At 36.2% G+C, this 23,820-nt stretch carries 18 protein-coding genes; 8 read left to right on the forward strand and 10 right to left on the reverse strand.

Annotated elements, in window-relative coordinates; genetic code table 11:
- On the forward strand, positions 1 to 1,887 hold a 1,887-nt coding region (gene glyS / locus ABDH28_06655; protein ID MEN2998696.1), incomplete at its 5' end, for a glycine--tRNA ligase subunit beta.
- A gap of 19 nt (positions 1,888 to 1,906) precedes the next feature.
- Here glyS and ABDH28_06660 read toward each other — a convergent pair.
- Positions 1,907 to 3,493 carry a hypothetical protein gene (locus tag ABDH28_06660; GenBank protein MEN2998697.1) on the reverse strand — a complete coding sequence of 529 codons (1,587 nt, stop codon included), beginning with the start codon at positions 3,491 to 3,493 and terminating at the stop codon, positions 1,907 to 1,909.
- Positions 3,494 to 3,596: 103 nt separating this feature from the next.
- Between ABDH28_06660 and dnaE the strand changes: the two genes are divergently transcribed.
- On the forward strand, positions 3,597 to 7,067 hold the full coding sequence (dnaE, locus tag ABDH28_06665; GenBank protein ID MEN2998698.1) for a DNA polymerase III subunit alpha: 3,471 nt from the start codon (positions 3,597 to 3,599) through the stop codon (positions 7,065 to 7,067).
- A gap of 109 nt (positions 7,068 to 7,176) precedes the next feature.
- On the opposite strand, the gene purD is transcribed toward dnaE, so the two are convergent.
- Positions 7,177 to 8,448, reverse strand: coding sequence for a phosphoribosylamine--glycine ligase (gene purD, locus ABDH28_06670; protein MEN2998699.1), 1,272 nt, complete (start codon positions 8,446 to 8,448; stop codon positions 7,177 to 7,179).
- Positions 8,449 to 8,745: 297 nt separating this feature from the next.
- Between purD and ABDH28_06675 the strand changes: the two genes are divergently transcribed.
- Both ABDH28_06675 and ABDH28_06680 read left to right on the forward strand, forming a co-directional pair.
- Complete coding sequence (locus ABDH28_06675; GenBank protein MEN2998700.1) at positions 8,746 to 9,684, forward strand: hypothetical protein; 939 nt, start codon at positions 8,746 to 8,748, stop codon at positions 9,682 to 9,684.
- A 16-nt stretch (positions 9,685 to 9,700) separates the two neighbouring features.
- Positions 9,701 to 9,961 carry a SpoVG family protein gene (locus tag ABDH28_06680; GenBank protein ID MEN2998701.1) on the forward strand — a complete coding sequence of 87 codons (261 nt, stop codon included), beginning with the start codon at positions 9,701 to 9,703 and terminating at the stop codon, positions 9,959 to 9,961.
- A 115-nt stretch (positions 9,962 to 10,076) separates the two neighbouring features.
- Here the strand turns inward: ABDH28_06680 and ABDH28_06685 are convergent, their stop codons facing one another.
- From ABDH28_06685 to ABDH28_06705, 5 genes are all read right to left on the reverse strand, one after another.
- Positions 10,077 to 10,793, reverse strand: a complete 717-nt coding sequence (locus ABDH28_06685; GenBank protein ID MEN2998702.1) for a cytochrome c biogenesis protein CcdA — start codon at positions 10,791 to 10,793, stop codon at positions 10,077 to 10,079.
- A 295-nt stretch (positions 10,794 to 11,088) separates the two neighbouring features.
- Positions 11,089 to 11,787, reverse strand: a complete 699-nt coding sequence (locus ABDH28_06690; GenBank protein ID MEN2998703.1) for a ComF family protein — start codon at positions 11,785 to 11,787, stop codon at positions 11,089 to 11,091.
- A gap of 3 nt (positions 11,788 to 11,790) precedes the next feature.
- Positions 11,791 to 11,922 (reverse strand): hypothetical protein, encoded by a 132-nt coding sequence (locus ABDH28_06695; GenBank protein ID MEN2998704.1) that lies wholly within the window; start codon positions 11,920 to 11,922, stop codon positions 11,791 to 11,793.
- Between the two features lie 5 nt (positions 11,923 to 11,927).
- Positions 11,928 to 13,172 carry an amidohydrolase family protein gene (locus ABDH28_06700; protein ID MEN2998705.1) on the reverse strand — a complete coding sequence of 415 codons (1,245 nt, stop codon included), beginning with the start codon at positions 13,170 to 13,172 and terminating at the stop codon, positions 11,928 to 11,930.
- A gap of 114 nt (positions 13,173 to 13,286) precedes the next feature.
- Positions 13,287 to 15,047 (reverse strand): NosD domain-containing protein, encoded by a 1,761-nt coding sequence (locus ABDH28_06705; protein ID MEN2998706.1) that lies wholly within the window; start codon positions 15,045 to 15,047, stop codon positions 13,287 to 13,289.
- Positions 15,048 to 15,215: 168 nt separating this feature from the next.
- On the opposite strand from ABDH28_06705, the gene ABDH28_06710 reads away from it, so the two are divergent.
- A complete protein-coding gene (locus ABDH28_06710; GenBank protein ID MEN2998707.1) occupies positions 15,216 to 15,776 on the forward strand; it encodes a hypothetical protein in 561 nt (186 codons plus the stop codon).
- A gap of 10 nt (positions 15,777 to 15,786) precedes the next feature.
- Here ABDH28_06710 and yidD read toward each other — a convergent pair whose 3' ends face one another.
- A complete protein-coding gene (gene yidD, locus ABDH28_06715) occupies positions 15,787 to 16,008 on the reverse strand; it encodes a membrane protein insertion efficiency factor YidD (protein MEN2998708.1) in 222 nt (73 codons plus the stop codon).
- A 402-nt stretch (positions 16,009 to 16,410) separates the two neighbouring features.
- On the opposite strand from yidD, the gene nadA reads away from it, so the two are divergent.
- Entirely contained in the window at positions 16,411 to 17,367 is a 957-nt protein-coding gene (gene nadA, locus ABDH28_06720) for a quinolinate synthase NadA (GenBank protein MEN2998709.1), read from the forward strand.
- A 276-nt stretch (positions 17,368 to 17,643) separates the two neighbouring features.
- Positions 17,644 to 20,778, forward strand: coding sequence for a DEAD/DEAH box helicase (locus ABDH28_06725; GenBank protein MEN2998710.1), 3,135 nt, complete (start codon positions 17,644 to 17,646; stop codon positions 20,776 to 20,778).
- A gap of 13 nt (positions 20,779 to 20,791) precedes the next feature.
- Here ABDH28_06725 and lptB read toward each other — a convergent pair whose 3' ends face one another.
- Positions 20,792 to 21,517 carry an LPS export ABC transporter ATP-binding protein gene (gene lptB / locus ABDH28_06730; protein MEN2998711.1) on the reverse strand — a complete coding sequence of 242 codons (726 nt, stop codon included), beginning with the start codon at positions 21,515 to 21,517 and terminating at the stop codon, positions 20,792 to 20,794.
- A gap of 212 nt (positions 21,518 to 21,729) precedes the next feature.
- Here lptB and speD point away from each other — a divergent pair, with 212 nt between their 5' ends.
- Entirely contained in the window at positions 21,730 to 22,146 is a 417-nt protein-coding gene (gene speD, locus ABDH28_06735; protein ID MEN2998712.1) for an adenosylmethionine decarboxylase, read from the forward strand.
- 53 nt (positions 22,147 to 22,199) lie between these two features.
- Here the strand turns inward: speD and lpxB are convergent, their stop codons facing one another.
- Positions 22,200 to 23,378: a lipid-A-disaccharide synthase gene (lpxB, locus tag ABDH28_06740; GenBank protein MEN2998713.1), complete on the reverse strand. Its 1,179-nt coding sequence runs from the start codon at positions 23,376 to 23,378 to the stop codon at positions 22,200 to 22,202.
- Positions 23,379 to 23,820: the final 442 nt, after the last annotated feature.

Consider the following 23,820-nt stretch of genomic DNA (forward strand, 5'->3'; position numbering starts at 1 on the left):
TTACCAGAAAAACAAGAGGATAAAAAGATTATCAAAAAAGGACCTAGTAAACACATTGCATACACTTCAGATGGTCAACCGACGCAAGCGCTCAAGGGATTTCTAAGTTCTGTTTCTTCGCTTCAGGGTGAGATAAAAATACTAAGAGAAGGTGAAAAGGAGTTTGTGTTCTTTGAAGGGAAGCAGGAAGGCAGGTATGCTAAGGATATTCTTAAAGATGAGATACCTAAGATTGTGAAGACACTGAAGTTTCCGAAAACAATGAAATGGTCGGACGTAGGATACTCTTTTGTGAGACCTGTGAGGTGGCTTGTGTGTATGCTTGGTAAAGAAGTTATTGATATTGAGATAGGTGGTGTTAGAGCATCAAATATTTCCTGTGGACATAGATTTATTGGAGAAAACATTAGGATAGAGGATCCAAAGCACTATGAAGTTTTACTTGAGACCAAGGGTAAGGTAATACCTTCACCTGAAAAGAGAAAGCAGGTAATTCTAAGCAAAGTTGATGAAGTTGAAAAAAAGCTTGGCTGTAAATCATTACTCTCAGATAGACTTCTTGAGGAAATAGTAAACCTTGTGGAGTATCCGGATTGTGGAGTAGGAACATTTGATGAAACTTTCTTAACAGTGCCTAGTGAAATCCTTGTTTCTGAAATGGTGGATCACCAGAAATTCATACCTCTTACACAAGACGGGAAATTGATAAACAAGTTCATAATCATAACTAATACGATACCAAATGAGAAGATAGTAAAGGGCAATGAAAAGGTGATATCAGCAAGGCTTAATGATGGTAAGTTCCTTTATGAAGAGGATCTAAAAAGGTCCATAAACTTCTTTGTGGAGAAGACAAAGGAACTTGTGTTTTTTGGTGAACTTGGAACGGTGTATGATAAAATGCAGAGAATGGAAAAACTTTCGGAGATAGTGTGTGACATACTCAAGGTAGAAGGTAAGGAAGAAATAGTAAGAAGTGCAAGTATAAGCAAGTTTGACTTAACAACAGGTGTTGTTTACGAATTTCCTGAACTACAGGGAATAATGGGATATTACTACTCTCTTGCCTTTAAGGAAAGTAAAAAAGTTGCAGAATACATAAAGGAGCACTACAAACCTATTTCTGCAGATGACGAGCTTCCTTCAACGGTAGGGGGAAGTATACTATCAATTGTTGACAAGCTTGATAGCATTTTCTCACTCTATTCTGCAGGTAGGAAAGTTTCCGGTTCAAGCGATCCATATGGTCTAAGAAGGCAACTTATAGGAGTGTCTAGAATTTGTATTCACAACTCTTTTGATCTTGACATAATAGATGTTTTTGAGAGAGCGGTTGGTTTGTATGAAAGTTTTCTAAGAAGGAGTAAGGAAGAAGTAAAGGAAGATTTGGAACAGTTTATAAGTGTAAGACTCAAAGGACTTTTTAGGGAAATGGGTTTTAGAACTGATGAAATTGAAAGTACAGTGAGGAAAACTACCAATCCATACGATGCATACCTTAGAGTGAAGGCTGTAAATAGCTTTAGAAACAGAGGAGAATTTGTAGATGTAGCGATACTTTTCAAAAGAGTGAGGAATATTTTACTTGAAGCGGGATTCACCTCTCCTAAAGAAGTAGATCTCTGCCTTTTAACACAGGAAGAGAGGGAACTATATTCTCTTATTCTATCCAAGAAAGAAAGTGTGGAGAAGAAAATTGCTGACAAGAATTATGAGGAGGTTTTGAATCTTCTTTTAGAGTTTCAAAAACCAGTTCATATCTTTTTTGAGAGAGTCTTTGTAATGGATCAAAACCAAAAAATAAGGGAGAATAGACTTTCCATTCTCTACAGATTATATGAGATGTTTGAAAAATTAGTAGACTTTAATGCGATGGAGTTTGCGTAATTGGAAAATGTTTGTATGCCTATCCTCCTCTGAAATCTTCAACAACCTTAACTTTAATTCTAACCTTTGATATTATATTCTGGACCCTCTCTTTAAGTTCTTCAATAGCAGTATGAGGAAGTAGGTGGTTACTATATCTACTCTCATTAACGATATCAGAGATAAATTCAAGGTGATTTGAAAACTCAGGTATGAAACTCTTCAGTCCAGTGCAGTACTCCTCTACACCCATAGATTTCTTGTAAGGGAAGATATAGGAGGTATAAGAGAGCATGTTGATAAAAATCTTGACTATTGTTTCTATCTCCTCAATCTTCTCTTTAGAAACTTCCTCCTTGTGGATGTGCATTGAAGCCATTATCTCCTCTTCTATCTCCTTTGGTATATAAGCACGCTTTCTAACGAAAAACAGCCTTCTCAGAATATCAAAAAGCGATCTAAAGAAGTTTCCTACGAAGTAAGCAAAAATCTCATAAACTTTGACAAAAAAACCTAACACAGGAATGTCTTTTACTTTGAAAACTTTCTTAAGTATAAACCCAATGATTATTATCGTAGCTAAGATCAGAAGAAGGTATTGGATAAAAAACAAGATGATAAGCCAATCTATTCCTCTCCTTACTTTTCTTTCAGGTTTAGGGGTAGCAACGAGATTTTCGTTAGTTATGTCTTTAGCCATAAGTCTCTCTCTTATTCTTTTGATCTCCTCTTCACTTACTTTTCTCTCCTGAGAGATTATCTCATTTATTTTATCTCTTAAAGCTAGATTAGCTATTTTTGAAATTTCGCTAGCACCAAAATAGATTCCCACGGAGAGAATTAGAGAAACAAGTGTTATTAGGATGGTTGATACGAGCGAGAATTTGACCAGTTTATTCATGAAATCTATATTTCCGATATTAATCTTCTTGATGATACTGTCTTCCAAAACGTAGGCTTTTGCTACGTTTAGCAACAGCATAATACAGGATACGACGAAAAGGATAGTATAGATTGAGGTCAGAAGGGTAGATCCTGAGAGGATTAGTGCGATGGAGAAGAGAACTAACATGGATGAGAAAGTTATAACTAATGTTTTGATTGACTTTCTTATACTGTGTTTTTCAAAGTATTTCTCGTCAAATATCTCCTCAATGTTAATGCCACTAGCTATTGAATTAGCAGTAGTCGTGAGAATCTCGTATGGAAGATTTGTCAATCTCACGATGTGACCGTTAATGATTCTAAGAGCAATCCAGAAGGCTACCGAGATACCAAAGCTTATATCTAGAAACTCATTTATGTTCTTACCTAGGCTAAATCCTTTTAGGAAGATAAAATTAAAGAGCAAAAGGAGAAATATTTCAAATATTGTTTCAATGATACTTCTTAAAAACTTACCACCTGCAAAAATAGAAGAATTGGTGTATATAGAGAAAGGGATGATGAACAAGAAATATATAGGATACCAGTTAAAATACGGTGAATTGTAATTACTAAGCACTTTAGCAACCTCAACAAGTATTCCGAAAAAGGAGAAGGAAATTAAAAAGGGTAGTAAAGCGTAGACTATGACTTTTTCTTCAAAAACAAGATCTAGAAGGCTCTTACTTTTTTGGTTGTTCATAAGTAAATTATAATAAATTGTGGAAAGAGGTCTCTAGCATCATTTGGCTTAGAAGTGAAAGGAGATCGCAAGTTATGGATCAGAAATTTAAAATTTTAGATGTATGAAAGAATTTGTGCATCTCCATGTTCACACAGAATATAGCTTACTTGATGGTGCAAATAAGATTTCTGAGCTTGTTAGTAAGGCAAAAGAATATGGGATGCCATCTCTTGCTATAACAGATCACGGGAATCTGTTTGGGAGTATAGAGTTTTATAAGGTATGTAAGGATGTTGGTATAAAGCCGATAGTTGGTGTTGAGGCATATCTCACAGAAGATATGCATAAAAAAGAGAAGGTTCAGAAGGTAGATCCTTATAGTCTTGATAAACAATATTCTCATATCACTCTTCTTGCTAAGGATATAATTGGGTATAAGAATCTTGTTAAGATGGTCACAAAGTCCTACACAGAAGGGTTTTACTATAAGCCTAGAATAGACAAGAAGCTTCTGGAAGAACACAGAAGGGGGATTATAGTTCTAAGTGGCTGTATAGCTGGAGAGATCCCCCAACTTCTGCTAAGGGGTAATTTTAAGGAAGCTAGGAGAGTGGCTGATTGGTACATATCCACCTTTGGTAGAGATAATTTCTATATTGAGATTCAAAGGCATGATCTAGATGAGGAGAAAGTGGTAAATCCTGCTCTTGTGAAGCTAGCGAAGGATACTGGAGTTAAAATAGTAGCAACTGGTGATGCACACTATCTTCGGGTAGAAGATGCTAAGATTCATGATGTTTTGCTGTGTATTCAGACAAATAGTAGGAGATCAGATCCAAACAGATTCAGGTTTCCAAATAACACATTCTACCTAAAGTCACCTGAGGAGATGTGGAAAGATTTTGCTGATTTTCCAGAAGCTCTTCTTAGTAGTATAGAGATCAGCGAAAAGTGTAATTTAGAGATACCTTTCGGTAATAAAGAATTGATGCCTAAGTATTATGATGACAACCTAGAGGGTAGTGTAGATGAAAAGCTTAAGGAGATGATTTTTGAAGGCTTGCTTAGAATATTTGGTGATAATATTCCGCAAGAATACATTGATAGGGCAAATTACGAGTTTGAAGTAATAAAAAGCATGGGATTTAGTAATTATTTTTTAGTTGTTCAGGACTTTGTAAATTGGGCTCGTAGGATGAATATTCCTGTTGGACCTGGGAGAGGTTCAGCAGCAGGGGCTTTAATAGCCTACGCTTTGGGAATAACTCAAGTTGACCCTATAAGATATAACCTACTCTTTGAAAGATTTCTTAATCCTGAAAGAATAACAATGCCGGACATTGATGTAGATGTAGCAGATAGAGATAGGGAAAAAGTCATAAAGTATTTGACAGAAAAATATGGCAAAGAGAATACTGCAAACATCATCACTTTCGGGACTCTTCAACCCAAAGCAGCAATAAGGGATGTTGGTAGAGTTTTGGGGATACAATCAGCTAGAATAGACAGTGTTGCTAAGGCCATATCAAACGTAGAAAGTGTTTCGGAAGCAAGAACTTTAGTCTCCGAGGTGAGAGAGATATGCGAAGGTAAGAATGACCTGGAAAAAGAGTGGATTGACATAGCTGAGAAACTTGAAGGAATAGTAAGACATGCGTCAATTCATGCTTCGGGCATAGTTATATCTTCGATTCCTATTCATGAGTTTATAGCATTCTACCGTGACCCGAAAGAAGAAGTTATATCTACTCAGATTTCAGCTCAGTATCTTGAGGAACTGGGTTTCTTAAAGATGGATATATTGGGACTAGCTAACCTATCAGTTATACAGGATACTGTTGAGCTTATAATGAAAACTAGAGGAATAGAAATAGATATCTCTCAGATTCCCCTTGATGATCCGAAAACGTACGAATTACTGTCTTCTGGCAGAACTGATGGAGTGTTTCAAGTAGAATCTGAGGGAATGAAGGAGATGCTAAAGAGAATGAAGCCATCGTGCATAGAGGATATAATAGCAGCGTTAGCTTTATACAGACCTGGACCACTTGGATCGGGGATGGATAAACAGTATATAAATAGAAAACACGGTGCAGAAAAGGTAGAATATCCCCACCCAGATCTAGAGGAAATCCTTAAGGAAACCTACGGTGTTATCTTATACCAGGAACAGATAATGAAAATCGCTCAGAAGATAAGCGGATTTTCACTAGGGCAGGCTGATAATTTAAGAAGGGCTATTGGTAAGAAAAAGAAAGACATAATGGATCAGATGAAAAACTCGTTTGTAGAGGGGGCTGTCAAGAACGGGTATGACGAAAAATTTGCACAAGAACTTTTTGACACTATTGAGAAGTTCGCAGAATACGGATTTAACAAATCTCATAGTACAACATATGCAATGATAACATATCAAACTGCCTACCTAAAAGCACACTATCCTCTTGAGTATATGACCGCTTTAATCAACTCAGAAATTGGAAAGTTTGATAAGATGATGAAGTATGTTATGGAAGCAAAGAGAATGGGAATAAAGATCTTACCTCCTGATGTAAACAGAAGTAGAAAACTATTTGAAATAGAGAAAGTAAACGGAAAACTTGGGATAAGATATGGATTTATGGGAATAAAGGGGTTTGGTGAATCAACTGCAGAGGAAATAATAGCGGAAAGAGATAAGGGTGGTCAATACAAAACCATAGATGAATTTTTTGAAAGGACACATCATTTCCTAAAGAAGAATTCTTACGAAATACTAGTAAAATCTGGAGCTTTGGATTCGTTGTTCGGTGACAGAGGTAGACTCTTGGCAGGTCTTGAGAAAGTAGTCGGAGCTTTTTCATCAATCTCAAGGGATAAGGAAATTGGGCAAAATAACCTCTTCCTACAAAGTTCAGTGTACCAATCTGTCCAAAGAAAGCCAACAGTTGAAATCATACTTTCAAGTGTTCCCTCCATATCAAGAGAGACTTTATCGGGTTACGAGAAAGAAACAATAGGTATGTTTTTATCTCATGATCCTCTTAAGGAGTATTGGAAAAGGGTAAAATACTTAACCTCGTTTGAGATAGACTATGTTGATCTCTTACCAGAGGGGTGTCGCTTCACAATTCTAGGAATGATATCTGAGGTTGAGAAAAAAGATACTATTAAAGGAAAAATTGCTAATATCAGGGTAATAAACCCATTTGGAAAAGAAATCTCACTTTATCTATCAACAAGTGCTACAAGAGAATACAGCGAGCTTATTGTTCCCAACAATGTGTTACTTTTCAAAGGGATTATGTCAAAAGGCACTTCTGGTAAAATGTTTCCCAAGGTTGTAAGAGTTGTTAAAGCAGATGAATACAAGAAAGATAGAATCACAGAGTTACACATAATACTATCCAACGATACCTCTGAGAAGAGTTTAACAGAACTTAGAACTATTTTAAAGGAAAACTTTGGAAAGTGTATCTCTTATGTAGGTATTTTAGGTAATGGGAGAATAAAATACTATAAGCTTTCACCTGCTTTCACTGTAAAACCTTCCGTGGAGCTATCGTCAAGAATCAGGGAGCTTGTTGGTGTAAAGGCCTTTTGGTATTTCTAGATACTCTACAGAGAGACTTCTCTAGAATACTTCTAGGTGGGTAAACCTTAATTGCATAATAGATGCTGAATTTGCTTTAATGAACTATCTTTAAAAATCGCAAATTTTATCATATGTTGAGTATGGCTTTTCTACCGATGTCTTTCCTGTAAAACATCCCTTCAAAGGTTATCTCTTCTATTCGCTTGTAAGCTATATCTATAGCCTGCTTTATGGAGTTACCAATTCCTACTACGTTTAATACCCTACCACCGCTTGTAACTAGTTTTCCGTCTTTTATAGTAGTTCCAGCGTGAAATACTATCAAGTCCTCGTTCTCTGATAGATTTCCTACTATTTCCTTCCCTTTCTCAAACTCTCCCGGATATCCCCTTGATGCTAAGACTACTGCTACCGAAAATTTCTCATATACTTCAATTTTTACCTTTCTCAGTAGCCCATCACAGACTGCTTCTACGATTTCGTAGAAATCACCTTTTATGATAGGGAGTATAGTTTGTGCTTCAGGATCTCCGAATCTACAGTTGAATTCTAGGACAAAGGGATTTCCACTTTTATCAATCATAAGTCCACAATACAGAACACCTTTGTATACTATCCCTTCACTAGCAAGTGCTTCAATCGTTGGGTAAACTATCCTATTTATTATTTTTTCGGTTGTCTCTTTGGACACGAAAGGTACCGGTGAGTATGCTCCCATGCCACCTGTATTTGGTCCATTATCGCCATCGTAGGCTCTTTTATGGTCTTGAGCATTTGGAAGTAGTACTACATCTTCCCCATCAGTTAATACAAAGACACTTAGTTCATAACCATCCAACTTCCTCTCAATAACTACTCTATCTCCAGCATCACCAAACTTTTTTTTCAGAAACACTTCCTCAAGAAATCCTATTCCCTCCTCTTTACTTGAAGGAACGACAACACCTTTACCACCCGCAAGACCATTTACCTTTATCACCCAGTTTTGATGTCTCTCAAAAAATGCTTTAGCGCTTTCAAAGTTGTCAAAGATTTCAAAATCTGCAGTAGGGATATTGTATTTCTTCATAATTGATTTTGCAAAAACTTTGCTTCCCTCAACTATACTTGCGTTTGAAGTAGGACCAAAAACTTTTATACCTTCAGAGCTTAAAAAGTCAGATATACCATCAACCAATGGTTGCTCAGGACCTACAACAACCACATCTATCTTGTTGTTTCTAATAAAGCTTATCAGTTCCGAAAACGGAGGCTTTATGGGTAAAGAGATGTTTTCTCCAATACTTGCAGTGCCTCCATTTCCAGGAATACAGAAAATTTTGCTAACATTAGATGATTTACTCATTTTCCAAGCTAAGGCATGTTCCCTACCCCCACTTCCAATAACACATACCCTCATCATTTCCTCCAAATGGTAAAAAATGATAAATTTGTTGTTAAAACTAATTCAAGATATTTGCCTAGCAGGGGTATTTACCCAGTCAGACTGCAAGAAGAAACCACACCTAACTGTGAATTTTCAATAAATTCCAATTCCCATTATTTCCACTAGGTGAGAGAGACCATACCTAATTGTTGAATTTTGGAACTCATTGATGAATTTTAGACTTTATCGTAATTCAGTATTGAGTAGTGTAAACTTTTCTTATTCTTTCACTTTTTACCTACTACTGATTTAAGATTTTTCTAGGATCTTATGAAATATAGAATTCTTACCTCTGGTAAGATAAATTTAGGATTAACGGTCATAGGAAGACTCTCTGATGGATATCACGAGATAGAAAGTATATTCTTACCCATAGGAGTGTTTGACAGTATCTGTTGTGAGTTCAGCATAGATGATAAGGAGAAAGTATTGGAGGTTTTCACGTCGTCAGAATCTTTAAAGGGAGAAGCGGTTCCAACGAACAGTGAAAACATAGTTTGGAGGGTTATTGAACTTGTTGAAAACTTGGTAGGAGTCAAAATTGGCTTTAGGATAAGTCTTGAGAAAAATATACCGGTGGGAAGTGGCTTAGGTGGCGGAAGTGGAAATGGAGCAGGTGTTTTATTAGCAACAGTGAGTTTTCTTGAGAGTAAGGGAATTTTGAGTGCAACGAAGAAGAGTGAAATCTTTTCAGAAGTTATAAGAATTGGTGCTGACATACCATTTTTTCTTCAATCAGGTGGTTGTGTGGTTAGGGGCAAAGGAGAGAAGATCATTCCTATTAAAGGGCTTTTGGAGACACTTTTGGATTACAACTTAGTAGTTGTGTATCCAGGTTTTCCTTCATGCACAAAAGATGCCTACGACTTTATCTCTAAGAAAAAACTATATCATCCTGAAAGATGGGCGTTAGATGTGGCTACCGGTATTGCCAAAAGAAGCATAAAACTGGAGGAACTAAAAGGAATGTTGAAAAATACATTTGAATTATTCATAATCTCACCAGTTGTTAAGGAAGTAAAAGGAGAGCTTTACAGAATGGGAGCACTATTTTCCGCAATGAGTGGTAGCGGTTCAAGTGTATATGGAATCTTTAGTAAGCAAACTGATAGTATAGGTATAAAGAAATCTTTAGTCAGCAGATTTGGATTTAGTGAAAATCAGATATTTATCACTAGGTTCGTTGAGAACCCAGTGCAATTTATCTAGCTACTTGGAGGTTTGTATGAAGATTACGAATGTTAGGATCAAAAAGTTTCAATCCGATGGGAGAAGGCCTAGCAGAGTGAAAGGTATTGCTTCTGTGACGTTTGATGGGCAGTTTGTGGTTCACAATATCAAAATAGTTGAGGGACAGGGAAAGCTGTTCATATCTATGCCTTCTAGGAGAGTGGGAGATCAAAACAAAGACATTGCTCACCCAATTACACCTGAGTTTAGAAAAGAACTTGAGGAAGCTATTCTCTCTCACTACAACTCTATTTAAAATTGTAGAATAATTATTGGTCTCGTAGCCTTCCAAAAAGTACAAAATACTCTAGCAAGAATAAGTGTTAAAAAGTTAAGTTTTAGACTTATTCCACAAGTTGTTGGCATCCTAACTATTGAAATATTCCAATAAAATATTGAGATACTGTTTCCATGGTGTCTGTTATTAGCAAAATTCCTACCAGAACTAAAATACCTCCGCTTATCAATCCTACAGCTCTTAAAGCTTTCCTAGCTTTAGAAAGCATAGATACCGAAGATTCAATAAATACCGATATAATGAAAAATGGTAATGAGAATCCCAAGGAGTATACTCCCAGAAGTGCTCCGCCATAAAGCATACTACCAGAATGGAGAGCAATTCCTACCACCGTGCCAAGTATAGGACCTACACACGGAGTCCAACCTAGAGCAAATGACACCCCCATCAGAAAAGCTGTTAAAAAGCTAGCTTTTTCGGAAGAAAAATTACCTATTCTTTTTTCTTGCTCAAGAAATGGTATTCTTAGAAGACCTATAATATGTAATCCGAAAACCAATACAATTATCCCCATTACTCTACTTAAGATTTCCTTCACTGAAGATAGTATTTCTCCAACCTGTCCCGCAATCACACCAAAGACTATGAAGATAATAGTAAAACCAATAGTGAAATAAAGCGTAGAAATCACTATCCTCACTCTGTCTCTAACACTAATCTTACCCTGCTTTATATTGGATACCGAAATACCGGAAATAAGCGAGATATATGGAAGCACAAGCGGTAACACACAAGGAGAAAGAAACGAGAGAAGTCCTGCTAGAAACACTATAGGAATGCTTACTTCCATAACTACACTCCTGAAATGCTATACTCTATATACCATAGAGTATAAATATAAACATACAGATTTGATTTGACAAATTACACTCTAGGTCTCTAGACATTTTATTTCACACGTATTTTTCGCTTATATACTATAAGTAAGCCAGGGAACATAGTTTTAGCCATGAATGTCTCTGCTAACGCCTTTAGAGACTCTTAAGGCGCTTGTTCAAGCTTTTTGATAGAAAGCCACAATAGGGATAAAACTAGTTTTGAAAATGAAGTTGAAGGAAGAAAATCCATTTTTAAGCTATAAGGGTTTAAAATTCCTCAATACTTCTAGCTAAGGTTAGTGAAAAAACCTTACCAGCTCCTAGAGTTTTGATGATGCTACTGCATACATTGAGGGTGCTACCTGTAGTAAATACATCGTCAACGATTAGAACGGTTTTACCTTTTATTTCCTCCCTTTTCTTTCTTACAAAGAATTGTTCTTTGGCTAATCTCAATCTTTCGTCTCTTGAGAGTTTCTTCTGCTGTTTAGCAAACAGTTTTCTTCCAATTACTCTTTCAAATTTTTTCCTATTTTTTCTCGCAAGAGGTTTGAAAATTAGTTCAATCAGATCAAATCCTCTTTTGAGGAAAGCTTTTAGAGATGAAGGGACAGGAACTATTATATCTATGGGTTCACCAAATATTTTGTCTAGAACTACATTTTGTGTCAAACGTTTTATTATCCTAATTTTCTGGGTTTCGTTGTTGAATTTGATTTTCTGAATAATGTTTCTGATGATTCCATCATAAGTGTAGAGAGAAATATTTCTATCCATATTTAGTTTTTGGTTAGCACAGAAATAGCACCAATTCTTGGCGTTGGGAAGGCCACATTTAGGACAAGAACTGAAGATATCTATCATCTTTATGCTAGATAAACATTTTTCGCATATACCATAGCTTAGGTTCTTGTATTCTAGCTCGCAACCGCAGTTGTAACATTCTCTTTCTGTTATCAGTTTCAACTTTTACCTCCTTCTTTTGAACTTTTCCATCTCACGCTCTCTCTTTTTGTTTCTGTAGTCTATATAAGATATTAGTCCAAGGATGATTAGAAATGCAACTGCTACTATCACAAGGAGTAGTATAACTCTGGCCATGATTACTAGTCTTCTACTGTTACTGGAATAAAGGGAAGTTGTTTTTTAATTCCTACAAATTTCCACACAGTTTTTATTAGGTCATTTAGGGAGCCTACAATTATTCTTTCCTTTCTGTCAATGATAGTTCTAGAGTAGTGAGCATATGAGGAAAACTTGTCAAAAATGTCTTTGTAATACGAGAATCCATAGTAAGGTATACCGTTAATTAGCACAAGTTCGATATCATTAAACCAAGCGTTAACTATACTAGAGAATATATCCTTGTCTTTGAGCCTAATTACGGTTATATCTGCAAGATTTCCCTGCTGTATTCTTCCAACTTTATTATCAATTCTGAAAGCTTTAGCTGGATTACTGGTTATCATGAACAGAATTGTTCTATCACTGATGTCTTCTCCATATTTGGATTTGTATGCCATCTTCAGGAATTTCATTTCTTCTAGGATGTTCATTCCACCGGACATAGGTGAATCGGTACCTAGAGAAGTATTTATTCCTCTAGCTAACCATTCTCTTATTCTGGCAATTCTTTTGAACATAAAGTAGTTAGAGATGGGACAAGTGATAAGGTGTGCGCCTGCTTTAGCTATTTTCTCAAGATCTTCGTCTGACAGAGCAAGTCCGTGTATCATAACAGTATGTTCTGTCAAAGCTTTGTATTCTTCAAGGTAGTCAATTCCTTTCATTGATTCTTCGTCAAATCCTTCCTCAATGTGGGTTACGAATGGCCAATTATTTTCAACTGCCCTCCTATGCTCAATTTCAACTCCATCTCCCCATTTTAGGTCATATTCAGATACTTCGTGAGCTAGTGAATATTCGTTGATAACCTTTACGGGTAGTTTATTTATAAATTCACGATTAACTTTGTGAGGTATGTGATCCATCACAGTAGTAACTCCAGATATTAGATTCTTGTAAGCTCCGAGAAGGTATAGATAAAAGTTTGGTATTTTGCTTCTTTCAGCATATACTTCGGAAGATTTTAGAATGTCATCCCACGGTTTCCAGGAGATATGGGGGCCTTCACCAACTCTAGGCCAGTAAGACCCAAGGAGATGATCGTGAGCATTTATTATCCCTGGTATTGCAACAGTGTCAGACCTTAGGAGAATAACTACTTCAGCGTTAACTCTATATTCTCCTATCTCAACAATCCTTCCAGAAGGAATTTCTATGTAGATTCCTTGTTTCTCTATAATTCTGTCTGGGGTAAGTATAAACCCAGGTCTCAAAAAGACAAGCATACTTCACTTAATTTATCGGAAACAGGAATTTTTTACTCTAAGTTTTGCGTTCTATTTCTTTGTTTGGTTTGGGAATAATGGATGTAAATTGTAGAATCAAAGCTCTTGCTAGAACTATTTTTGCTTATTTCCTCTTGCGTCACTGGCTCCTGAGAACTTAGGGTTGTTTACACCGGTTATGAGCCAGGTTGCGTCTAACTTGAAGTCTCTGTACAAACCACCTTGTAATGTGTCAACGACAAAAGTGTTATCAAGGATCTTGTGGAGCAAAATATCGTTTAGTCCGTCTTCAAATATTCCAAATCCCTTAGCTCCTGGAACACTAGAGATGGTGCAATTGGATATAATGAAGTTTATTACACCATCAGTTTTGTAAAGATACACGATGCTATTTGTTACTTCAGCCTTGTTCTGAGTAATTTCAATGTTAAGCAACAGAGAGTTAGTTGAATCATATATAGCAATTCCACCTCCATGAAGTTTGGAAGAGTTGTTCACGACTTTAGTGTCAATTATTGTTGTATCCAGATCCCTGAAGGTAAATATCCCACCACCAATGTTTTCTGATCTATTCCCAGTAACCTCTGAAGCTTCAATTTTTGTTGATCTAGAAAACTCAATGTAGATCCCTCCACCGTCTTTCCGAGAAGTGTTGTTTTGCACTTTACTTTTGACATTATTTTTAGAGCCTGTTATGTAAATTCCACCTCCGTTCTGTGTTGCAATATTTTCAGAAACTGAGCCAAGAATGACATTCTCTTCACCTCTTATAAAAATTCCTCCCCCTGTAAACTGGGCGGTATTTCTAGACACGGAACTATTGATAGTAGCTTTATATGTAGTTTCCAGAAATACTCCTCCACCGTTTCTGCTTGCCGAATTATCGGTAATGGAGGACTCTACAAGTAACGAAGTGGTCTTAAACCCATATACACCACCGCCATCTCTTGAAGTATTACTTTTAATGATAGCTTTTACAGTGTTTCCTGCGCCAACATTTACAAAAACTCCACCTCCGGAATTCTGAGAATTGTTAAACTGCACCGTTGTATCGGAAACTAAGTTACCTATCCCCTTGTCAATATAGATTCCTCCACCTTCTCTGGAAGAATTATAGGAAAACTCCGAGTTTTTCAATGTATTGCTTACCCCACTGATCAATGCGCCACCTCCCCATATACTTGCAGAATTACTTTGCACTGTCAAAGAAGAAAGCTCATTGTAATTACCAACTAGATAGATACCCCCTCCATTGTCGCCAGAATTACCTATAACCTTAGAGTCAAGAATTTTGTTGTTGTTACCAATTATGCACATCCCAGCCCCATTGCCTACTGAATTGTTTGAGGATATAACATTTCTCACAACGGAGTAATCAGATTTGTTAAGATATATCCCCCCTCCGTTTTTTTCGTTTCTCTCCCTATTTGTTGTTCCCAAAACAACAAAATTCTCTATAAGTGCATTTGTAACTTCCCTGACTTCTATTACGGCTTGAACTTTCTTTTGCCCATCTAATATAGAGTAACCAACTATACTACTAAAGCTAGGATCATAACCTCCTATAAGCTTTATGTTATGATGCTTTATTGCTACTCCACTGAATCCTGTGTTCAACCCTTTACCAGGAGAGTATACTCCTTCAGCTACCTTGATAACTCTCACACCAAAAACCACTCCTTTGTCAATTGCTACTTCTATTGTTCTAAAAGGAAGAGCTTTGGTGCCAGGATTTTCATCACTGCCGGTTGGTGAAACGTAAACACTTGATTCTGCTTCGTAAGGATCTTTTACACCAGCTTTTTGAGAAAATGCTAAATTACTTACCAAAAAGAATAGAACGGAAAAAGCTATCAAAAATTCTATTCTCCTCATATAGACCTCCTTCTTCCTCAGATTTGCTTGAGATTAAGCATCTTAACCCTAGATAATTTTATATATATGAATCGGCATTGTAAAGTTTTTTCTAAAACCTTGATATCTGAGTTCTTCTCTGGATCCGTAGAATCCTTTCATGCCGTAGGTGAAAAAAATCTACCCGCGATGTTGCGAAGTTCAACAAACACGCTTAGAAACTTAGCAAAGGCAGGGCAAAAAAGACTGGAAGTAAAAATTAACCTTGATGAGCTTAGCAAACTGATATTGATACTTTTTGGAGTAATGTTTTTTCTTGGCTGTCCTCAACCCAAGAAGGTAGCAACTCCTACACCAGTTAAGAATAAGGATGTGATAGTAGAAAATAGTTCCTGGATTGTAGAAGTAGGTCCCATTCCTGAGTGGGTGTTGTATACTGAGTCACCAAGAGAACTTCAAAAATCCGGAGACAGAGTATTCTTTGTGGTTTTTGTTGAGTCTGAAAAGAGGGAAGATATTGACCCTTATGGTGAATTTTCATCCTATCTTTCACATTATCTACCTGATGCTCCGAAGCTTGTTGGTATTCTAAAACTTAGTAAGAGTAGTAAATACTGGCAAAAGCTTAAAAACGGAAAGTATCAGAATTTCTTTAAGTATGAGATTACGAAAGAAAGCATTCTTGAAGCTTTAAAGAGAAAGAATGAGTTTTCAGAAAAAACTAGAATTTTCCTAGACAAGTTGCAATAAAAAGCAAGTTCTAGGGTAGCGGATCGTATCCGCCAGGATTAAGTGGATTACATCTTAAAATCCTTCTAATACCAAGTAAAATTCCCTTTGCAACGCCATACTTAGCTATAGCTTCTTTCGTATATTCCGAGCAAGTAGGATAAAACCTACAGGTTTTCCCTTTCAGAGGACCTAGATATTTTTGGTAGATTTCTATAGCATTTATTATAAGTTCTTTTACCAATTTCCCCATTTCTCCTCTGGAAACATTCTATTCGTCTGTTTGCTTTAGTAGCAAATTCTAAACCATATCTATGTGTTTCTGTAAACTCCTGCACCGTTTTTCAATAAATTCCAAAATTCAACAACTGAGTATGGTTTTTTGTTTTTCTCGCAGTCTCCGTCGGAATTGGTAAATACCCTTCTTGATAAACACCTAGGAGACTTGTTGCAAAGAGAAGTTTTGCAACTAATGAAAACCAAAAAGTAAGTAAGAAAGGTTTAGAATCTTGCTTACTTACCTAATGGAAACTGAAATTTATTGGTCTTTTTGGAATTGAACACAGAGATACAAACTAGAATAGGAATCCTAAAGGCATAATATTTTGGTGTTGTCGCCTTGACTTTATTTACAGATTTACTTAGATATTTATCTATGGAAACTGTTACTTCCAAGGAAAGCATTGTAGATGAGATAACTAGGTTAAAAAGGAAAAAAAATGCCGTAATACTAGCTCACAACTACCAAGTTGGAGAAGTTCAAGATATAGCGGATTTTGTGGGTGACTCTCTGGGGCTATCAGTAAAAGCTAAGGAAACTAATGCTGATATAATTGTCTTTTGTGGGGTTCACTTTATGGCAGAAACTGCTTACATCCTTAACCCTGATAAAAAGGTTTTACTCCCAGACCTTGAAGCAGGATGTTCGTTAGCAGATAGTATAACCGTTGATGAACTGAGAAAATGGAAAAGTCAATATCCAGATGCGGTGGTAGTTTCTTACATTAACACAACTGCTGAAATAAAGGCTGAAAGTGATTACTGTTGCACTTCTTCAAATGCCTTGAAAGTAATAAACTCTATACCTAGTGATAAGGAAATTTTGTTCCTTCCTGATATGTTTTTGGGAATTTATGTTGCCAGAGCGACCAATAGGAAAATACATGTATGGCCTGGTGAATGTCATGTTCATGCAAATATAAGGCCTTCAGATATTGAAGGCGTCAGGGCTAAGCATCCAAATGCAGACTTTCTGATACACCCCGAGTGTGGATGCACTACCAGTTGTTTCTATTATCTTGAAAAGCAAGATATAAGCGCGAGAAACACTCACTTTCTCTCAACTGAAGGAATGGTAAATTTTGTGAAAAACTCTGCGAAGAATGAGTTTGTAGTAGCTACCGAGCTTGGGGTGTTACACAGAATGAAAAAATACAGACCAGATGCCCAATATTACCCCGTGAGTGAAAATATGATATGCGAGTATATGAAAAAAATAACCTTAGAGAAAGTTCTGTGGGCTCTTAAGGAAGAGAAATACCAAGTAGTCGTGCCTGAGGAGATAAGAAAAAAAGCCCTAATACCTATCCAGAGAATGCTTGAGATTAAGTGAACAACTACAAACAATTTATCAGGAACTAGTATCTTTCTAAACTCAAAAACAAACTCTAAAACTGAGAAGTAGTTAAGCTCCATCTTTTTAGAACATCACCTTGTGCCAAGCCTCTAGTGAATTTATTGAGAAAGTGTTCATCAGTTCAAGAAGAAACCACCCGAGAAACATAAAAAATCATAAATTTTAGACTTTATTGGAGTCTAGGGGAGGTTTGTTGATTTTAGCTAATTGATCATTTAGAATATCCTTTGACCTACACTAGGTGGTGGCTGTATGGTTGGCAAATCCAAGATTCTGGGTGAGTTTGGAGAAAGACTATATAACAAAGCCTTAAAGAAGCTGGAAGGAGCTCAGGTTGAAAACATAGAGTTTACTTCAGAGGATCATAGTATAAGAATTTCTGGAAAAATTCAAGATGGGGAAGAAGTGTTTTTCACAGAGGTTGTAATAGATGCAACTTCTGACAACATAATAGATTTTAGATGTTCGTGTAATGAAGAATGTGAGCATGTTGTAATGTTACTTTTAAGCTCAAGTAACCAGGATAAAGAAGAAATAATTAGCAGAATGAGAAAATTCAACTCTGAAAAAAGGCTTTTACCCTTAGAAGTATTACTTGATTTTTCACACCTAAAGCTACTCTCTGTCATAAGGGTGAGATTTGACCTTGCGGATAAGAAGCTTGCGAGAAGTCCTAAGAACTACATATACGAATATATAGTAGACGATGTTAAGACTGTGAAAGTAACTCCAGAGGATGATAAGTTTCTTAGATACCTTATCTCCGAAAACAATGTCTACACCTATCCTGATGAAGGAATTAGTCTTTCAATGAGCCAGTTTCTTAGGATGGTAGAACTTATTAAGGAACATCCTAGGGTATATATCTATCCGTCCCATGAAAAATTGATTGTAAGTAATAAGGTCTTTGTCCCTAAGCTTAGAGTGGTTTATGAAAGTGTAGATGGTATAAAGAAACTGAAAATTCAAACCGAGGAGGATTACTCAGATGTATACGTAATAGCGAATGGAAACGAGAAGAGAGTTCTTAGGGGTAATGAGCTTTATGTATTTGACAACCCTATTCCGATAGAGAATTGGTTGGCAATTCTTGAGAATAAGTTCAAGATTAGTGAGAAGGAGTTTCCGAAATTTTTCGGTAAATTCTATGAACTATTGTCAAATTCTTCACTTTTAAAGCTTAGTGAAGAGATTGATATAAGTAAGCCGGTAATAGTTGATGTAAAAGACTTAGAAGTGAAGCTATACCTTGATTACAATGAGAGTATTGAAAAACTTTACTGGGAACCGATCATTGTGCTTAAAAACAAAGAGGTTAGAATAAAAGACATTTTTGATGTTTTAGTTAACCACATTGAGATTGATAGAAACCATTTTGTAAGTGATCTTAAGGCACTGAGGCAGGTGATATTAAATGAACTTTATGAGATAGGGATGAAGGAATACCTTCTCTCCTTGAGCAATCCAAGTCAGTATATCCCAATAGACAAGGAAAGTTTTGTAAAAAAAATCTTAGTCAACTACACCCTATGGAAGAATAGGGTTGAACTATCAAACAGAACAAAACTATTAGTTCCTATAGAGGTTGAAATAGTCTTTGATATTGATATTTCTACTGAAAGTAGGACCAACTTCAAGTTTCAATTTAAGGTCTTTTTCATAGAGGTGGGTTCAAAGAACATAGTAAAAGAGGTTAGTGTAGAATCTTTTATCAAAAACTTTTCAAGCTTACCCAGCAGTGGTGTTATTGAGGTTGGTGGTAGATACTTCAAGATAACGAACGTCACTGAAGTTCAGAACATACTAAATAGGATAAAAGACATAGCCTTAGATGACAAAAGTGAGAGCACCCTGATAAGGCTTATTAGAATACTCTCTCTTGAAGATGAACTGTTAGAGGATAAACTAATAAATGTTCTGAGAGTGAGGAAAGATGAAACTGTGGAGAGACTGAAAGCAGATATGAAGACGATGGGCAGAGGAATAGAAATTGACATACCTGCTGAGATAAGAGATGTAATAAGAGAGTATCAGAAGACAGGGTATTATTGGTTAAATTTCTTGTATAGAAACAGTTTTGGTGGCATCTTAGCCGATGATATGGGGCTGGGGAAGACTTTACAAGCTTTGGCATTTATAAAGGGTATTAGAGAGTTTAGCAAAAAGTTTCCTTCATTGGTTATCTGTCCAACTTCACTTACTCACAACTGGGCTAGAGAGATAGATAAATTCTTCCCGGGTATGAGATATGCGGTAGTCTCAGGAAAACCAAAGGAAAGAGAGGAAATATTGAATAACTATAGTAACTACGATGTTATAATAACCTCTTATGCACTGCTTAGAAACGATGTGGAAATGTATGCTGACAGAGAGTTTGAAGTTGTAATAGTTGATGAGGCTCAGTATATAAAAAACAAGGAAGCAAAGATAACAAAGTTTGTTAAGCTTCTAAACTCAAGAATAAAAGTTGCATTAACTGGAACGCCAATAGAAAACTCTGTTTCAGATTTGTGGTCAATTTTTGACTTTATAATGCCAGGTATGTTAGGTAGTTACCAAACATTTATTGAAAAGTACTCTAATCCTGAGAATTACGGGGAACTAGCGAAGAAAATCTCGTATTTTGTGTTAAGAAGGAAGAAAGAGGATGTGCTTAGGGAATTACCAAGTAAGATTGAGCAAAACATCTTTGTACCTTTATCTCCTGAACAAAGCGAGATATACGATAGAATGGTAAGAGAGATCAAACTGAACATTCTTAAACAAGTCGGGGAATTTGGTTTCGAAAAATCAAAAATGCATATTCTCTCCGCCCTGACTAAATTAAGACAGGTATGCAATCACCCATATCTTATATCTGAAGATTACAGAGACATAAAGTCCGGAAAGATGGAACTTCTAATGGACTTATTGGATGACGCCATTGAAGGTGGGCATAAGGTCTTAGTATTTTCACAGTTTGTTGAAATGCTGAAAATAATAAGAGAAGAGTTTGAAAATCAAGGTATAAAATACTCCTACCTTGATGGTTCAACTAAAAACAGGCAGAAGGTTATAGATGAGTTTAATAGCAAAGATGACATAAAAGTCTTTCTTATAAGTCTAAAGGCCGGGGGATTTGGCATAAATCTAACCTCTGCAGATATAGTAATACTCTATGACCCTTGGTGGAATCCGATGATAGAGAGGCAGGCTATGGACAGAGTCCATAGAATAGGGCAAACAAAAACAGTGAATGTTTATAAATTGATCTCCGAAAACACAATTGAAGAAAAAATTCTGTCTCTACAGGAAAGCAAAAGAATTATTTTCTCTAGTGTCATAGAAGCAAGTTCTTCCTTGCTATCGTCAATGACGTGGGAAGATGTGAAATCTTTACTTGAGTAGTTACATTTAGTAGTTACATTTCAAACGAATGTCCTAAATAGATCTCTCTGGCTTTCGGGTCATTTATTAACATATTTGCATCACCTTCTATAAGTATTTCTCCATTGTGTATTATATAAGCTCTATCAACTATCTTAAGCGTTTCTCTGACATTGTGGTCAGTTACTAGTACTCCAATTCCTTTATCCTCCTTAAGTCTTCTAATGATAGTCTGTATATCATTTATAGCTATGGGATCTATTCCAGTAAAAGGTTCATCCAGGAGAAGAAAGGAAGGCTCTAAAGCTATTATTCTTGCAACTTCTAATCTTCTTTTTTCACCACCTGATAGAGACATTGCTAGATTTTTCCTTACCTTAGTAAGTCCCATATACTCAAGTACTTCTTCAGTTTTGGTTCTCAGTTCTTTGCCAGAGATTCCTTTAAGTTCAAGCACGGCTTTTACATTATCCTCTACCGAAAGAGACCTAAATACTGAGTGTTCCTGAGGTAAGTAACCTATTCCCAATTGGGCCCTTTTGTATATAGGCCAAGTAGTTATATTCTTGTTGTCAAAGAATATATTACCACCATCAGGTGATACTATTCCTACTATCATATAAAAAGTAGTTGTTTTTCCGGAACCATTTGGTCCGAGAAAACCAACAACTTCACCCTTCTCTATCTCCAGAGATATTCCATTAACCACAAATCTTCTATTGTATTGCTTGTAGACCTTATCTACCCTAAGCTTACTCATAACAGAATGATAATTAAACAAACTAAGCTTTTTCTAGTTATCTGCGATATGGATAGTTCTTGTATGTACTCGGCATCTAGGTTTACAGATATTGTATTCTACTTGTGCAATAGAAGTTTGAGTTATTTGAATTTCAGTTTGATATTACCAAAAGTTTTTATTAAAATTTTATGCGTAAAATTTTAAGGAGGTGAGAGGAAAAGATGGAAAAGATAACTTCTCTTGGTAAACATCTTCTTGTTGAATACTATGATTGTGATGTTGATGTTCTTGACAGTGTGGATGAAATAAGAGGAGCTATGGTTAAAGCAGCAAAGCTTTCTGGTGCTACTGTGATCAATGACACTTTCCATCATTTCAGTCCTTTTGGTGTAAGTGGTGTTGTAGTAATTGCAGAATCTCATCTGGCTATACATACCTGGCCAGAACATAAGTTTGCTGCGGTTGATCTCTTCACTTGTGGTGAAGATGTAGATCCTTGGATAGGTTTCAGGTATCTTAAGGAAGTGCTAAAGTCTAAGTATTTTACAGTGATGGAGATGAGAAGAGGACTAATAGACGCAAAGGATGGAAAACTACTTTTTAAACCAGTATCCTCAGAAGAAACTCTGCCGTCCAATAAGATATGACTGGCTGAAGGTGAAAGAAATAAAAGTTCCAAGAGAAGGTTTTTAGCTTTAAATTAGCTTAGTCCCAAACATTTCTTTATTTCTTTTACAGTTTTGTCTATAGCCCCAGGTTTGTATTCATTCTTTATCTTTTCAAGTTTATCCTTGGTTGTTTTAATGTAGTTCTCGTCCAACATGGTTTCAACAAGAGCTAATATGTTCCTAGGATTAACCTTGTTTTGAAGTAGTTCAGGGTAAATTTGTTCACCAAGGAGAATGTTAGGTAGAGATATAAACTTACTTCTTACAACTCTTTTTCCTATTTCAAATGTTAGCTTTGACACTTTGTACAAGACTATTGCTGGTTTCTCTAAAAGAGCGAGCTCCAGAGTTACTGTTCCGGATGTAACTATTGCTAAGTCACATATGTCATATAGCGCAAAGTCTTTGGGGTTATCAAATACCTTTACATACTCATCCAGTTTGAACTTCTGGATTTTGTTAATAATGTAATTTGTGAAAGCTCCGTGAGAAACAATAGTATAAAACTCAAATTCGTTGGCATTCAGGTTAGATTTACCTGAAACTATGCATTTTACCGTTTCTAGCATTGGGGTAAACAACCTTCTCACTTCCTGTTTCCTACTTCCAGGGAGCAGTAGGATCTTTTTCTTGCCTTTGGTAAAGAAATCTAAGTATTTCTCCTTAGAGGAGTAGTTTTTAACTACCCTATCCACTATAGGGTTTCCTACGAAAACGGCATTATCGGAGACTTTGTGGTAGATTTCATAATCATCCTTGAAGGTGCATATTATTTTGTCGCAATACTTTGCTATCTTATACTTTACATTCTCATTCCACACTGATACCATTGGGGGGAAATAGTATACAATCTTTAGCCCCATTTTCTTACAAATCTTTGCAAACGGAATGTTGAATCCTTGGTTATCAACCAAGACTACTAGATTTGGGTGATTTTTCTTAAGATAGTTGACTATCTTTCTTAGCAATATAAGTTTTGGGAAGATATACTTCAGCGATTCAGAAAACCCTACTGCGCTTGAAATACTTTCATCCGTGCCAGTAATATTTATCATACCAGACTCAATCATTTTGGGACCACCAACGCCTGTACATCTTATACCAATCTTGACAAGTTCTTCTATTACTTCGCTTGCGCTAATATCCCCGGAGACTTCACCTGCTGAAAAGAATACCTCAATACTCACGAGTTTATTTTTTACGATGTCCAAACTATCTTTCCAGAAGTAACACTATTCTTCAATAAATTCCAAAGTTTAATAGTTAGGTGTGGTTTTTCTTACTTTTCTTGCAGTTCCTGTTGTGAGTGAGTAAAACTGTTTTCTCAATGGAAGCTGGAGGCTTAGTATAGAGTAATACTGTAGGGACTAAACTTTATTGAAGGTTTTTCATTAACTTTTGGTAAGTCTAAAGTTTCAATCTCTAGCTTACCTACTCATAGGTGGTGGTGAGGTAGAGAATAAAGTGAGTAAGGAGTATGTAGACTTGAAAGAGTAATGCACTTGTTGCAAAAGGTGAGTTGGTACTTGAGTTGGAAAAAATAGGGTTATTGAAATTGAAAGTAGATTTTGAAATGAAGTGTTTTGTATAATATCTTGTGCTAAGGGCTTCAGAGCCTAAAGACAATTGAAGAACTTTGGTGTAGAGTGGAAG

The sequence above is a fragment of the Brevinematia bacterium genome (genome assembly GCA_039630355.1).
Lineage (GTDB): Bacteria > Spirochaetota > Brevinematia > DTOW01 > DTOW01 > SKYB106.

Bases quoted from the DNA above. Each gene is read 5' to 3' on its own strand.
- ABDH28_06660 (MEN2998697.1), bottom strand. From the start codon at position 3,493: ATGAACAACCAAAAAAGTAAGAGCCTTCTAGATCTTGTTTTTGAAGAA.
- dnaE (MEN2998698.1), top strand. From the start codon at position 3,597: ATGAAAGAATTTGTGCATCTCCATGTTCACACAGAATATAGCTTACTT.
- purD (MEN2998699.1), bottom strand. From the start codon at position 8,448: ATGAGGGTATGTGTTATTGGAAGTGGGGGTAGGGAACATGCCTTAGCT.
- ABDH28_06675 (MEN2998700.1), top strand. From the start codon at position 8,746: ATGAAATATAGAATTCTTACCTCTGGTAAGATAAATTTAGGATTAACG.
- ABDH28_06680 (MEN2998701.1), top strand. From the start codon at position 9,701: ATGAAGATTACGAATGTTAGGATCAAAAAGTTTCAATCCGATGGGAGA.
- ABDH28_06685 (MEN2998702.1), bottom strand. From the start codon at position 10,793: ATGGAAGTAAGCATTCCTATAGTGTTTCTAGCAGGACTTCTCTCGTTT.
- ABDH28_06695 (MEN2998704.1), bottom strand. From the start codon at position 11,922: ATGGCCAGAGTTATACTACTCCTTGTGATAGTAGCAGTTGCATTTCTA.
- ABDH28_06700 (MEN2998705.1), bottom strand. From the start codon at position 13,172: ATGCTTGTCTTTTTGAGACCTGGGTTTATACTTACCCCAGACAGAATT.
- ABDH28_06705 (MEN2998706.1), bottom strand. From the start codon at position 15,047: ATGAGGAGAATAGAATTTTTGATAGCTTTTTCCGTTCTATTCTTTTTG.
- ABDH28_06710 (MEN2998707.1), top strand. From the start codon at position 15,216: ATGTTGCGAAGTTCAACAAACACGCTTAGAAACTTAGCAAAGGCAGGG.
- yidD (MEN2998708.1), bottom strand. From the start codon at position 16,008: ATGGGGAAATTGGTAAAAGAACTTATAATAAATGCTATAGAAATCTAC.
- nadA (MEN2998709.1), top strand. From the start codon at position 16,411: ATGGAAACTGTTACTTCCAAGGAAAGCATTGTAGATGAGATAACTAGG.
- ABDH28_06725 (MEN2998710.1), top strand. From the start codon at position 17,644: ATGGTTGGCAAATCCAAGATTCTGGGTGAGTTTGGAGAAAGACTATAT.
- lptB (MEN2998711.1), bottom strand. From the start codon at position 21,517: ATGAGTAAGCTTAGGGTAGATAAGGTCTACAAGCAATACAATAGAAGA.